Raw genomic sequence first — 14,003 nt, forward strand, 5'->3', positions numbered from 1 at the left:
TTACGTATTAGCAAGTAAGAGTATTTTTTTATACTAAATATTGCTCAACCATATTTTTATATCAATGGAGTATGCAGTGTACCTAATCTTTCTAGTTGCCAATATTTAGTAAAACGGTTCCTCCCATTTCTTCTATGAGAGGAACCACTGTATTTGTTTACTATGGATAGTCTTTGCGATCAAATTGAATGTTTGTAACAAATAGCTAATTGCTAGCTATTAACGCTGTCCTCAAATCTGTAAGATTTTTCAAATGCTAAGAGCCAAATACCTGTGGCCAGGTTGTTACAACAAAAACTACAACTGCGGCGATCGCTAACAACCCTTGAATCAAATTTCCAACCAAAGATCCGACTACAATTCCTATACCTGCTTTAACTGCTAACCCAAATTCACGTCGGTACAGGTACTCACCAATAATTGCTCCCAAAAGCGGGCCTAGTAAAATTCCTAACAGTGGGCCCCCAAAAGGTAAAGTTGGCAATAATCCCAAAAATCCTACTACCAAACCAACAATTGCGCCAATTTGCCCCCACTTACTAGCTCCAGCTTGTTTTGCTCCCACATAGCTAGCTAAAAAATCTACTCCGACACTGAGCAGTAAAACTATAACTGTCACAATTAGTGGAATCTTGATAGCTGTAAAGGAACTACTAACTATTCCCCAGATAATAATTGCAATTAAAATTAAGCTGCTACCGGGAATAGCTGGAACTACAGCACCGATAATACCCACAACCATTACGGCAATTAATAGCCAATAAATAATTTGCATAGATTAATTGTAAATTTCCAAATTTTCTCATAGGGCGGACAGCTGTCATTGGTGTCAACTTAAGTCGAAAACTATATCGGACAGGCGTTTTGTAAATCCCTCACGCCCTCATCCCCTAACCCCTTCTGCCAAAGGAGAAGGGGAATTGAATGTCTAGCTCCCCTCTCACGGATGGGAGTGAGGGCAAAACGTTGTCACCAAGCGGGTTTAGCGTTAAGTTGACACGTATGCACATCTGCGCGCTCCTACTGTTTATTCTATCTGGGTAAGATAGCGAGAAATGCTTAGTACACTGTGGTGCAAGTTTGCTAATGCTTCTAAACTGCTATTTAAAAGCTCAAAACCCATGACGAGAAAAATATTAACTGGACTAAGTTCGGAAGCATACGAACACCCCTTCGATCGCAAAGCCTTGGCTTCCTTGCAAAATATGCCCGGTGTCTCCTTGCTACTCAAAAAAGTTAACGAATACGGCATCGATCGCTTACTCAGACTGCAAAGCCTTGGTAGTGAAATCAGAATTTCGCCCCGTAATTTCCCCCAATTACATCAAGCATTTGTAGAAACCTGCCAAATTCTTGATGTTGCTCCACTTCCTGAATTGTATCTATTTCGAGGCACAGGTCACATTGAAACTTACATTGTTGGCGTCGAAAAACCCCTTGTCAGTATCAATTTAGATGCAATGGAGTGGCTTGGCGCAGATGAGTTGCTTTATGTTTTCGGACACGAAATCGCTCGTATCAAAAGTCAGCACATGGTTTATCACCAAATGGCAATTGTTATGCCAACGTTGAAAAATTTATTGAGTAGTACCACACTGGGAGTCGGTGGCTTGGTAGCTGGTGGAATGGAACTAGGTTTGTATAATTGGCGGATGATGGCTAGGTTTACTGCCGATCGGGCTGCTTTACTGGCTTGTCAGGATATTGACGTAGCAACTACTACACTAATGAAACTCGCAGGTTTACCAGATGAGTACTTGACTACTGCTGTAATTGAAGATTTTCTCATCCAAGCCCGTGAGTTTGCATCCAATAACTTTGATAGTGTGGATAAAGTCACCAAAATATTAAGCTATACAGAATCTGGGCTTTCTTGGGTAGTTATGCGGGCTGGCGAGTTATTGAAATGGGTTGATTCAGGAGCTTATGATAATTTAATTCAACAGACAAATTTAAAGATCCCAGAAGAACTAGAAGAAAAAGAAGAAAAGACACCGCAAGAAAAGGAAGGTTGGAATTTTTTGACTTCTTGGTGATTGAATTTTAAGTTTTAGATTTTAGATTTAATTTTTAAATTTAAAATACGCTTGTGACACTAAATGACTTGCTAATACCGATTAGCTGCGAGCTTGCTCCCAAACAAGGGGCTTAAGCCCCTTGTCTCACTAAAATTGGCTGGCTTTTAAACTAGCTGACAATCTAAGTACTAAGAGTAACGGCTAATTTATCAGCAATTCCCGCAATCCAGTTTTCATCTTGTTTGGTGTAACTGCGAGGAGCATTTGCTCCCAAAATTAATGCACCTTGGTTGCCAATAGGTTGACAAATTACACCTTGAGTATTTTCTGGTAAATAATCAAATTCAAGCCTACCTGGATATATTTTGAGAGCAACTAGATAAATCGGTTTTTGTTTTTCGAGTACCTGTTTTAAGATTACTCCTGGTACAACCTCAGATTTAGTACCCAGAATCCCGCGACGCAACAAAACTTTACCTTGATAAAAAACCACAAGCGATCGCGTTACTGTATTAGTCAACAATAAATGAGATGCCCAGGCTAGCTCTGTTTTCACGGCTTCGGGTAAATCTGCTGCAAGTACAAAACCTTCTTCTCCAATTAGTTCTACAGTATCAGGCGATCGCGGCTGAACTTGCTGCCAAATTAAACCCGTCAAAATTAACACCGCACTCAAAATCACACCCACTACATCACCACGCGATTGAGACTGAGTTAATTCCGGTGTCAATAAACGGTTAATCAATAAAAGTACAGCGCCTAGCCCACCCACGACAATGGGTAGACGCCGCAAAATTCGATTAGGATCGGGTTTAGTCATCCTTAGGAAAAGTTATGAGTTATGAGTTATGAGTTATGAGTTGAAGAAAGTTTTTAACTCCTCACTTCTAACTCCTCACTGTTAACTATTTTCACTCCTCCCCTGGTTCAATAATCCGCTGGAAAAGATAACCAGTACCCCGCGCGGTGAGAATTAATTCTGGGTTGCTAGGATCGTCTTCTAATTTTGCCCGCAAACGTGATATATGCACATCTACTACGCGGGTATCTACATGACGTTCTGGTGTATAACCCCATACTTCCTGCAAAATTTCCGAACGAGAAAAAGCTTCTCCAGAGCGACTGACTAACAACTCTAACAAGCTGAACTCCATACCTGTCAATCGAATGCGCTCATCACCTTTGTAGACTTGTCGCTTATTCGTATCGATTTTAATATTAGCGACATGGATTACCCCAGAACTTGGAATTCCAGAAGCACCGTTTTTATCTACCCGCCGTAGCACCGAGCGAATCCGGGCTTCTAACTCCTTGGGGGAAAATGGTTTAACTACATAATCATCAGCACCCAATTCTAATCCGGTGATGCGATCGGCGACATCACCCAAGGCTGTTAGCATAATAATGGGGACATCTGATTCTTTTCGTAATTCTTGACATACACCATAGCCGTCTAGCTTTGGCATCATTACATCTAAAACTACCAGGTCAGGCTCGGTTTTGCGAAAAGTTTCCAAAGCTTCTTCCCCGTCGCCAGCCGTCACTACATCGTAGCCAATCATGGAAAGGCGTGTTTCCAAAATCCGGCGAATGCTGGCTTCGTCGTCTACCACCAAGATTTTTTCTTTATGGCTTTCCAAGTTTCTCTAGGCTCCTTGACTAAAAATTTACATGATTAATTTTTAATACCATAATATTAAGATATCATTCCATGAATTGATTTGGAAAAAGCTCTAAATACCACTATTATTAGTTTCTAGTTTTTTTCAAGAATTAAGTAAATATTAAGATTATTTAATAAGATTTAAGAATGGCAAAGCCAAAAACATTTTTCACTTGTAACGAATGTGGAGCAGAATCGCCCCAGTGGTTTGGTAAGTGTCCAGCTTGCGGTACTTACAACTCTCTAGAAGAACAAATTTCTATTCAATCCTCAGTAGATGTACCCAGTCGAGGGGGGGTGAGTAGTTGGCAATCCGCTCAAGGCAATGGCAAATCTCACAATAAACCAGCCAAAGCGCGAGCCTCTTTAACATTCGATCAAATTACCGATCGCCAAATTGCTCGCTGGGAGTCTGGTTATGGAGAACTAGATCGAGTGCTTGGAGGTGGGGTTGTCCCTGGCTCTATGGTGCTGATTGGTGGCGATCCAGGTATTGGTAAATCGACTTTATTGTTGCAAGTATCTAATCAATTAGCACAGAAATACCGCATCCTTTACGTAACTGGTGAAGAATCGGGACAGCAGGTAAAATTACGAGCTTCCCGCTTGGGAGTATCAAAACCCCTAAGTGTGGTTAATGAGGAGAAGGTTGAAGTAGTAGTAGATCCTACATTACCCATAGATCCTGACAGTATTGGTGCAGATTTATATGTACTGCCAGAAACAGATTTAGAAGAAATTTTACGGGAAATAGATTCTCTCAAACCAAATGTGGCAGTGATTGATAGTATCCAAACGGTGTTTTTTCCAGCGTTGACTTCTGCACCCGGTTCAGTAGCTCAGGTACGGGAGTGTACAGCAGCATTGATGAAGGTGGCAAAGCACGAAGATGTCACCATGCTGATTGTGGGACACGTCACCAAAGAAGGAGCGATCGCGGGGCCAAAAGTTTTAGAACATTTAGTCGATACAGTGTTGTATTTTGAAGGCGATCGCTTTGCCTCCCATCGATTATTACGGACAGTCAAAAATCGCTTCGGCGCAACCCACGAAATCGGCATCTTTGAAATGGTAGCCGAGGGACTGCGAGAAGTCTCCAATCCCTCAGAGCTATTTTTGGGCAACCGTGACGATCCCGCACCAGGTACGGCTATTGTGGTTGCTTGCGAAGGCACTCGCCCCATTGTTGTAGAATTGCAAGCTTTGGTGAGTCCCACCAGCTACCCTTCACCTCGGCGTGCGGGAACTGGCGTAGACTACAACCGCCTAGTACAAATTCTCGCCGTCTTAGAAAAACGAGTGGGAATTCCCATGTCCAAGTTAGATTCTTACGTTGCTTCTGCGGGTGGGTTGAATGTGGAAGAACCGGCAGTAGATTTAGGAATAGCGATCGCGATCGTTGCCAGTTTCCGCGATCGCATCGTCGATCCCGGTACAGTATTAATCGGTGAAGTTGGCCTAGGTGGACAAGTGCGATCGGTTTCCCAAATGGAACTGCGGTTAAAAGAAGCAGCTAAGTTGGGATTTAAAAGAGCGATCGTGCCAAAAGGAACAAAATTTCCCGACTTAAATATTGAGATATTGCCAGTATCCAAAGTCATAGATGCGATTATCGCCGCCATCCCCCATCAAGAATTGACAGCCGACGATTTAGAACCTGATGAAGATGAGTAACTACTGGGTACTGGGTACTGGGTATTAAGAAAACAGTCCCCAATCACCAATCCCTTTTACACACCAAAGGAAAACCCATGACAGCCCTCACCCAAGACTACCAAATCACTTGGGAAAAATTACCCGATGATTACAAACTCCCCGACGATCCAGTGGACAACATCAACCAACCAGCCTTAGCCGCTGCACTCACAGAAAGCCTACAATTAGCCGGAAAAATTTCAGCTAACGCCCTAACAACAACTAATTACGGCATTTGTGCCACTCTAAACAACAAAATGGTCATTAAAGCTCCTGATTGGGCTTTCATTGCCAAAATTAATGTTAGTAGAGAAGAAGTAATACGCAGTTACACACCTCAATTACAAGGTGACATTCCCGTAATTGTGATGGAATTTGTTTCCGATACACAGGAAACAGAATATTCTATTAAAGCGACATATCCCCCAGGAAAATGGTTTTTCTACGAGCGCATCTTAAAAGTACCAAACTACATCATTTTTGAGCCAGACAGTGGTAGTTTCGAGATGTATCGCTTACAAAACGAACAGTATATTTTGCAAGAGCCTGATGAAAATCAACGTTACTGGATAGCGGAAATGAATCTTTACCTTGGGGTGTGGCAAGGTACTCGTGAAAATCGTGTAGGAAAGTGGTTACGGTGGTGGGATGAACAAGGAAACCTTCTACCTTGGGGTTCTGAGTTAGCCGAACAGGAACGCGATCGCGCTGAACAAGAACGACAACGTGCTGAACGACTAGCAGCACAATTGCGGGGGGCGGGCATTGAGCCAGAAGATTAGACTTCCTGTAAATAATTTAGGTTTGCTAGATTAGCGAAAAATTTGCTAAATCTAGCATTTTTTTTAGAAAGATGAAGTTTTAAATAATACCAATTACAGCCAAAAGTTGAGAGTGTTTTTGTTAATTAGTATTGTTAATATTACCAAAGCTAAGGCTAATTTATACCCGTTAAAACTTGAAAATTATGATTAATAATTTTCAAGTTTGTAGTTAACAAGTATAATTTTATACCTTAACACAAAGACATGATAAAGGCGATCGCCTAATCCCGGAAAGAAGAATGCGATCGCCTTTATGTAACCCCTTTATCAGGAGACAAATACAATGATGGCACAATTACAAAAGTCTGCCCAATCACAGTTAAAGCAATACCTGGGTGAAAATTTAGATACACCCATCTGCAAGGAATCAACTGCACAGCCATTTCCCAACAGAGAACCGATTAAGCATCTACTGATTGGTTCTCCCAAAGCCGTTAGCAGTACAATTCACTACTTGCAAGTAATTGGCTATGCCAGTGTAGGAGATTGGAGTCCACTGCTACCAACCGCCAACCCAGGTGAAGTAATGAGTATTTTAAGCCGTCAAATTTTAACGCAATAACCCCTATCTAACTTAGAACCCCGACTTTTTTGAAAAGTTGGGGTTCTGAACAGCGCAAGGTTTCTATTTTTCCTGTCGTGGATCTTCAGAGGGAGGATGAAAACCTCCTTTTATCCAAAATTGCCGGGATTTTTGAATGAAGCGATCGCTATATTCCCTTTTGGAAGCTGTAAATTTAGCATAATCATTACAGTAGAGCCATAAAAGTAATAGCCGAAAAATATCAAACCCAATTTTTACTATGACTTCTTCTCCTCATTACATCCCTCAATCCGATCCACCGCTTCCTCCTTGGGAAACTCTACCAACGATGTATGATTTACCAAGCGACAACCCAGAGGAGCCAGGATTGCCAGACGATTTTCACTTTTTACAACCCTTACTTTTATATTTAACTTTTCAGCCTATTAACTGGAATCCAGAACTAGTTTATAGTGCGGCTGACCTTAATCTCTACTATGATTTACAGCATCCTTTGTGTTATAAGCGCCCAGATTGGTTTGGTGTGGTAGGCGTAGGAAAATTATATAAAGGGCAAGACTTACGCTTAAGTTATGTAACTTGGCAAGAACCAGCAAACCCCTTTGTAGTTGTTGAGTTATTATCCCCAGGTACGGAAGACGAAGATTTAGGCACAAGAAGAGAAAATTCAACAGATAAACCTCCTAGCAAATGGGAAGTTTATGAGCGTATTTTGCGGATTCCCTACTATGTTGTATTTAGTCGCTATACTAATGAACTTAGGGCTTTTCAGTTAGTCGGCGGTCACTATGAACCGATGAATTTGACTAATGGATACCTACTAATGCCAGAGATAGATTTAAGTTTAGGCTTATGGCAAGGTTCATTTCGAGATATTGAAAGATTGTGGTTAAGGTGGTTCACTTTGACAGGAGAATTAATTCCCGCACCCACAGAGGAAGCTGCTGCTGCAAATGAACGAGCTATGATTGCGGAACAAGAAGCTACAGAAGCGAAACAAGAAGTCGCTCAAACCAAACGAAAAGTAGAACAATTAACAGAACTTTGCGTCAGTTAGGTGTGAATCCTGATGAGCTAGATGAATTGTTGTAGCTTTACAAGTCTTTTATGATACGCAGTATAATTTTCTGCTTTTGAGAAATTATCTGCACTAAAAACTTTGATAGCCAATGCCGAAGCAGCTATCTGATAATGATATTGGCTCTCAGAAAGATTAATTTTTGAGAGCGATCGCATATTTAGCACTTGAAATACATATAATATTCCTTTCGGCAAGTCTATAGCAACCTCAGTTTTTATGAAAAACCATGATGTCACGCTATATCCTTACTGTTCCTCAACTCAGTTTCAATTGGGTTATTAAGGGGAAAATAAGGTTCAGCAGCAAATCTCAAAGGCGATGCCCTGAACATTTGCAGATATTACCGCAGACACTGATTATGTTGCGGCGGCTAAAATACTTAAGTATGAGTAGTACGATCAAACTACTCAGGTTAAAATTGTCTATTTGGTAACACAAGACCATCAGAAAATTGTAGAAAAGTGTATTTCCTTGACTCAATAGTGGTGCTAACCTCAATTTAAAGGATGTTATCAGCCTTTATCTGCTAGAGTTTCTGACTTTCAGCAAATTAGATAATTTATCAATAACAAAATCGCTAGGAGTGCGATGATGATGTCACAGTCCCCTATGACAAGACCAGAAATAGCTGCTGGAACTCTAATCGATAACCGCTATATTATCCAAAAACTTCTAGGACAGGGAGGATTGGGACGAACTTACTTAGCATTTGACACTCGTCGGTTTAATGAAGCCTGTGTTCTCAAAGAATTTGCACCCATTGGCACAGGTGAAAGTGGACTGGAACAATATCGTAACTTATTTAAAAGAGAGGCAAAAATTCTTCATCAATTGCAACATCCTCAAATTCCCAAGTTTTTGGCTTGCTTTGAAGGAGATGGTCGGCTATTCCTAGTACAAGAGTATGTTGACGGTAAAACATATTCAAGACTGCTAGGAGAACTTCAACGTCAAGGAAGAAATTTTTCTGAAGACGAAGTTATACAGTGGCTAAAGAATCTGCTGCCTGTTTTGGAATATGTTCATCAGCACAACATCATCCACCGAGATATTTCTCCTGACAACATCATGTTACCTGATGGCAAGGATCTGCCCGTGCTGATTGATTTCGGGGTAGGCAAGCAAATTGCTGACATCAACGAGGTGAGAAGTTCCAACCAACAGGTAACGTTTGTTGGCAAAATGTCCCTTGTAGGCAAAGTGGGATATGCTCCCCGCGAACAGATTAGTTTGGGTTTATGTTCACCCTCTAGTGACCTTTATGCTTTGGGTGTAACTGCTATTGTATTACTCACAGCGAGAGATCCATCTTTACTAATGGATCAATACTCACTTGAATGGAACTGGCGTGATTATACCTATGTTACTGATGGGTTTGCTCAAGTACTTGATTGTATGTTGGAAGATAGACCTAACAAGCGATACCAAACAGCCAGCGAAGTTCTTAGAGATTTAGAGCGTATTGGAGAACCAGAAGTAGAAATGTCTTCTGCAATCATGGTTGATGATTTGCCAGCCACGGTATTTAACCCTGAATTTCAGGCTATGTCAGCCATATCGCAGTCATATAACCAATCTGAAGAAACAATTTTTAGTTCACCGACTAGTCCACAAACTGGGCGACGAATTGAACAACAGCAACAACAATCCTCACTCCAACCAGCATTTATCAAACATTGCCAGCAAGAATTAGCCTACCACATCGGCCCAATGGCAAATCTGATTATAGAAGAAATACTAGCTCACAATCCTTATATTTCAGCAGACCAATTTATTGAACTTGTAACTAAGGAAATTCCTAACTTTCAAGCAGCTTTTGAATTCAAAAAAAGCTTATTTTCATAGAGATTTAGACATCATGAAAATGAGGAATAATTTTTCATCTCTTAACTAATTTTGTAAGTTTAAGTCAAGAGAGCTAATAAAAGCAACAAGGCTTTTTGGCAAAGCTAAACGCAACATCTTTTACAGAACGTTCTGACGTTAGCGTAGTGGTGGCTAGTCCACGTACCCCTGCGGGGAAGCAAACTAAATGCAGTGTCTCGTAGAGAGCATTATTACGAATTATTGTAATCGCTTGTACCTCCTTGAGTACGTTTGATTCTTTTCATTGCCATTTCTAAACTTAACTGCATCCGTTTAAAGGCTTTAGCTAAATTACCGATTTCATCATTAGACATCTGCTCAAATTCAACTTCCATATGTCCCGTACTAACTTCTTCGGCTATGCGAGTCATGCGTTTGAGAGGAATCACAACTTGTCGATTTAAGAACAAGTTGACTAACAGGATAGTCGCTATAAATATAGCTGATACAATCAAGATAATTAGTAAGGAAGACTGATTTGCTTTGCTGATGACATTCTTGGCAGGTACTGATATAATCTGAGCGCCAACAATTTCATTAAGCTTCCACCCAAATCCATTAGCAGCACCATAAAGACTAATCATACTTTGAGGTGCAGCTTCAGGTACACTATGACAGACCAGACAGCTTTGTTCAGAAACTGCTAAGGGACGAGCAATATAAAAGATATCCCCTCCAGGAATTGAGCGAAATCCACTAACTTCTTTAAGGTCTGATTTATTTCTGAACTGTTCTACAATTTCCGTCTCAAAACCGTCAGCCTTATCCCGAAGATTTGTGGGATTAAGAGTTGCTTCTTTATAAAAGAAATCACGGTAGTCTGTTGTTTTCCGTAAAATTTCAAACACTTCTCGTGCGGAATATCCAGGAACGGTTTGCGGCAAAAATTCAGTAGCTAATTTATCAACTAGCTCTGGATTCACTTGAGTACTGGTGTATTTACGAACAGAACTCATTGTTTGGATGAGCATAAGACCAGTGGAGCTAATATCTTGTTTAGCATTCTCCCTCAGTAGAGAAGAAAGAGTAAATCCACTCAAGCTCAGACCAAATGTCAAAATTACCAGTAGCAGAATTGTAAATTTTTGTTTCAAATTGAGATTCTTTAGCATAATTTTAGATTACCTACAAGTCAAATTATTATGAACAAATATGTCTAAAGTCACTGTTTACTCTAGCATGAGCAATTAACTTTCATATTTTCATGTAAAGGCATGGTTTAGCCAAAACTATGAGGGTATATCCAAACTTTATACTATTAGTAATTATTGAGGTTAATGAAAATGTTCTCTAAGTAACCTATGTGCAAAAAAGCTACGACAGCGATTCAAATGGAATTCCCAAAAATTCGTGTTGGCTGTTCTGATACCTTGCCAAAATAAATACCAGCAATTGTCAAATATTACTAATGGTGTGGAATGCAGGAAAGTCTTTATTCGGGGGACGCTACATTATTGAAGGCCAATTAGGTGAAGGCGGAATTGGCATTACTTATCTTGCCAGAAATCAACGAAATCAACAGCGAGTGATTAAAACCCTCAAAGAAGAAATCCTGAATCACCCCGCCTGGATACTCCACCGAAACAAGTTACGGCAAGACTTTCGTGATGAAGCAGTTCGGCTGGCTGTGTGCCACCATCCTCATATAGTACAGATAGAAACCATCTTTGATGAGGGGAATTTGCCCTGCATGGTGATGGATTACATCGAAGGGGAAGACTTAGCACAGCGCTTGAGGCGAATAGGGGTGCTATCAGAGGCAGAAGCACTACTGTACATCCGGCAAATTGGCGATGCTTTGACCCTAATCCATTCTAAAGGACTGTTGCATCGGGATCTCAAACCACGCAACATCATGATCCGCATTGATAAATTAGAAGCAGTGCTGATAGACTTTGGCATCGCTAGAGAATTTGTTCCTAATATGATCCAAAGGCATACAGTGTATCGTACTCCTGGTTTTGCCCCACCTGAACAGTATGAATCAGAAGCGCCGCGAGGAGAATACATTGATATTTACGCCCTAGCCGCTACTTTGTATAACTTGCTTACCGCAGTTGTACCAACTAGTGCAGATGATAGACGTCACAATATCAATTTAGAACCACCACAATATTTTAATCCCAAGATCAGCAACAGGGTAAATCAAGCTATTATGTGCGGCATGGATCTGGAGTCAACGTATCGTCCCCAGTCTGTGCAAGAGTGGTTGGATTTATTGAACCCTGATACTGGGGAAGATATAACTAAAATATCATCTACTTTAGTGATAACGCCTAGACTGAAACTACCTGTACCTATACCTATACCTGTTGTATTAGATCGGCAGAACTGGCAATGTGTACAGACCCTCAAAGGTCATTCTAGTATGGTTCATGCGATCGCCATTAGCCCAGACGGGCAATTTATTGCTAGTGGCAGTAATGACAAGACCATCAAACTTTGGCAAGTCGGTACTGGCAAGTTAGTGCGCCAACTAGGTCGTTGGTCTTCTAGTCATTCCAGTATGGTTCATTCCGTCGCCTTTAGCCCAATCTCTTCAAACCTTTCTTATCAAGGCGAGTCCGGCAAATCTGCGGGAGTTGCAGACCTGAACCGGGGAATCTTAGCTAGCGGCAGTTGGGATAATACAATCAAATTGTGGGATGTCAATACAGGTAAAGAAATTCGTACTCTTACTGGTCATGCTAATTGGGTGAATTCCGTCACTTTTAGTCCAGATAGCAAGTTTCTAGCTAGCGGTAGCGCTGACTGCACAATCAAACTGTGGCAGGTAAACACAGGCATAGAAATCCAAACTTTCACAGGTCATTCCGACCCAGTTTCGTCAGTTGCTTACTCTCCAAGAACGCCTGCAACCAATAGCCAGGATAGACAACTAGTGGCTAGTGGCAGTAATGATTACACTATTAAACTGTGGCAAGTATACACAGGCAGAAACATTTACACACTTACAGGCCATTCTTTCTTTGTCAACTGTATCGCCTTCAGCAAAAATGGGGAAATAATCGCCAGTGGCAGTGGTGACAACACAATTAAACTCTGGCATGTAAATACAGGCAGAGAAATTCGTACTCTCACAGGTCATTCTGATTCAGTTTGGTCAGTCGCTTTTAGCCAGGATGGACAATTTCTCGCTAGTGGCAGTTGGGACAACACTATCAAACTGTGGCATATACACACTGGTAGAGAAATCAGCACACTTACAGGGCATTCCAACTATGTTAGATGTGTTGCTTTCAGTCCCGATGGCCAAACCCTAGTTAGCGGTAGTGATGACGACACTATTAAAATTTGGCGAAGGGGGTAGTAAATAATTCGTAATTTTTCTATAAATCTACAGATAGAACTGCGATCGCCTCAAATTTGTAACAATAATGACGGCAACCGTTATTTTTGAACAAAAATAAATTATATGGGCTTTGGTATTGGTGATTTATTCTGGATTTTCCTCCTTCTGACTTCTTTGCAACCCCTTTGGCAAAAACGTCAAATAGAATATCGGCGCTTGCGTGCTTTACAACAGTTCCAGCAGGAACGTAAAAGTCGGGTGATTTTACTGATTCACCGCCAAGAGTCCATTAGCTTTTTGGGAATTCCCCTATCTCGCTACATTACTATTGAAGACTCAGAACAAATATTGCGAGCAATTCGCCTCACACCGCCAGATGTAGCAATTGACTTAATTTTGCACACCCCTGGCGGTTTGGTTTTAGCTACCGAACAAATCGCCAGAGCATTAATTCGCCACCAAGCAAAAGTCACAGTTTTTGTACCCCACTATGCTATGAGTGGCGGTACAATGCTTGCCCTCGCCTCTGATGAAATTATTATGGATGCTAACGCTGTCTTAGGGCCAGTTGATCCCCAACTGGGTAATTACCCCGCAGCCAGTATCCTAAAAGTAGTTGAAGATAAACCCATGAGTGAGATTGATGACCAAACCCTAATTATGGCTGACCTCTCACGCAAAGCAATTCAGCAGGTACAGCGGTTTGTACGAACTTTGCTAAAAGACAGTATACCTAAACAAAAAGTTCTGCCAGAAAATATCGAACCGATTATCGAAGCCTTGACAACTGGGCGCGTCACCCACGACTATCCCATCACTATTGAAGAAGCAACAGAAATGGGGCTGCCCGTAACCGTCGGACTGCCCCATTCTATTTACGATCTCATGGATCTGTACCCACAGCCACAAGGAGGACGACCCAGCGTGCAGTACATTCCTATGCCTTACAACGATCTTCGTCCAATTCTACCTACACCCAAGGGCAGACCCTTAGAGGAACCAAATCAGATGACCTGAGAG

At 41.3% G+C, this 14,003-nt stretch carries 12 protein-coding genes and 1 pseudogene; 8 read left to right on the forward strand and 5 right to left on the reverse strand.

The annotated features are described in order from the left end of the window. Nucleotides 1-256: 256 nt before the first annotated feature. Nucleotides 257-775: a DUF456 domain-containing protein gene (locus ACM0OX_RS03785; RefSeq protein ID WP_414513193.1), complete on the reverse strand. Its 519-nt coding sequence runs from the start codon at nt 773-775 to the stop codon at nt 257-259. 346 nt (nt 776-1,121) lie between these two features. On the opposite strand from ACM0OX_RS03785, the gene ACM0OX_RS03790 reads away from it, so the two are divergent. Then, a complete protein-coding gene (locus ACM0OX_RS03790) occupies nt 1,122-2,036 on the forward strand; it encodes a M48 family metallopeptidase (RefSeq protein WP_414513195.1) in 915 nt (304 codons plus the stop codon). Between the two features lie 163 nt (nt 2,037-2,199). Here ACM0OX_RS03790 and ACM0OX_RS03795 read toward each other — a convergent pair whose 3' ends face one another. Beyond that, complete coding sequence (locus tag ACM0OX_RS03795) at nt 2,200-2,838, reverse strand: cofactor assembly of complex C subunit B (RefSeq protein ID WP_414513197.1); 639 nt, start codon at nt 2,836-2,838, stop codon at nt 2,200-2,202. 91 nt (nt 2,839-2,929) lie between these two features. Beyond that, a complete protein-coding gene (rpaB, locus tag ACM0OX_RS03800; protein ID WP_012412029.1) occupies nt 2,930-3,658 on the reverse strand; it encodes a response regulator transcription factor RpaB in 729 nt (242 codons plus the stop codon). Nucleotides 3,659-3,828: 170 nt separating this feature from the next. On the opposite strand from rpaB, the gene radA reads away from it, so the two are divergent. From radA to ACM0OX_RS03820, 4 genes and pseudogenes are all read left to right on the forward strand, one after another. Then, nucleotides 3,829-5,355 carry a DNA repair protein RadA gene (radA, locus tag ACM0OX_RS03805; protein ID WP_179073453.1) on the forward strand — a complete coding sequence of 509 codons (1,527 nt, stop codon included), beginning with the start codon at nt 3,829-3,831 and terminating at the stop codon, nt 5,353-5,355. 77 nt (nt 5,356-5,432) lie between these two features. Then, nucleotides 5,433-6,158, forward strand: coding sequence for a Uma2 family endonuclease (locus tag ACM0OX_RS03810; RefSeq protein ID WP_414513199.1), 726 nt, complete (start codon nt 5,433-5,435; stop codon nt 6,156-6,158). A gap of 325 nt (nt 6,159-6,483) precedes the next feature. Continuing rightward, on the forward strand, nt 6,484-6,762 hold the full coding sequence (locus ACM0OX_RS03815; RefSeq protein WP_414513201.1) for a hypothetical protein: 279 nt from the start codon (nt 6,484-6,486) through the stop codon (nt 6,760-6,762). A gap of 241 nt (nt 6,763-7,003) precedes the next feature. Next, nucleotides 7,004-7,836: pseudogene (locus ACM0OX_RS03820) on the forward strand (Uma2 family endonuclease). Here ACM0OX_RS03820 and ACM0OX_RS03825 read toward each other — a convergent pair. After that, complete coding sequence (locus tag ACM0OX_RS03825) at nt 7,819-8,061, reverse strand: hypothetical protein (RefSeq protein WP_414513330.1); 243 nt, start codon at nt 8,059-8,061, stop codon at nt 7,819-7,821. The pseudogene ACM0OX_RS03820 and the gene ACM0OX_RS03825 sit on opposite strands and share 18 nt — an antisense overlap. Before the next feature lie 358 nt (nt 8,062-8,419). Between ACM0OX_RS03825 and ACM0OX_RS03830 the strand changes: the two genes are divergently transcribed. Next, nucleotides 8,420-9,670: a protein kinase domain-containing protein gene (locus ACM0OX_RS03830; RefSeq protein ID WP_414513326.1), complete on the forward strand. Its 1,251-nt coding sequence runs from the start codon at nt 8,420-8,422 to the stop codon at nt 9,668-9,670. A gap of 212 nt (nt 9,671-9,882) precedes the next feature. Here the strand turns inward: ACM0OX_RS03830 and ACM0OX_RS03835 are convergent, their stop codons facing one another. Further along, nucleotides 9,883-10,803 carry a DUF3365 domain-containing protein gene (locus tag ACM0OX_RS03835; protein ID WP_334900662.1) on the reverse strand — a complete coding sequence of 307 codons (921 nt, stop codon included), beginning with the start codon at nt 10,801-10,803 and terminating at the stop codon, nt 9,883-9,885. 296 nt (nt 10,804-11,099) lie between these two features. Here ACM0OX_RS03835 and ACM0OX_RS03840 point away from each other — a divergent pair, with 296 nt between their 5' ends. Both ACM0OX_RS03840 and ACM0OX_RS03845 read left to right on the forward strand, forming a co-directional pair. Continuing rightward, complete coding sequence (locus ACM0OX_RS03840; RefSeq protein ID WP_414513203.1) at nt 11,100-13,001, forward strand: protein kinase domain-containing protein; 1,902 nt, start codon at nt 11,100-11,102, stop codon at nt 12,999-13,001. Nucleotides 13,002-13,106: 105 nt separating this feature from the next. Further along, on the forward strand, nt 13,107-14,000 hold the full coding sequence (locus ACM0OX_RS03845; RefSeq protein ID WP_414513205.1) for an SDH family Clp fold serine proteinase: 894 nt from the start codon (nt 13,107-13,109) through the stop codon (nt 13,998-14,000). The last annotated feature ends 3 nt before the right edge of the window (nt 14,001-14,003 follow it).

It is taken from the genome of Nostoc sp. PCC 9305, assembly GCF_963920915.1.
Lineage (GTDB): Bacteria > Cyanobacteriota > Cyanobacteriia > Cyanobacteriales > Nostocaceae > Nostoc.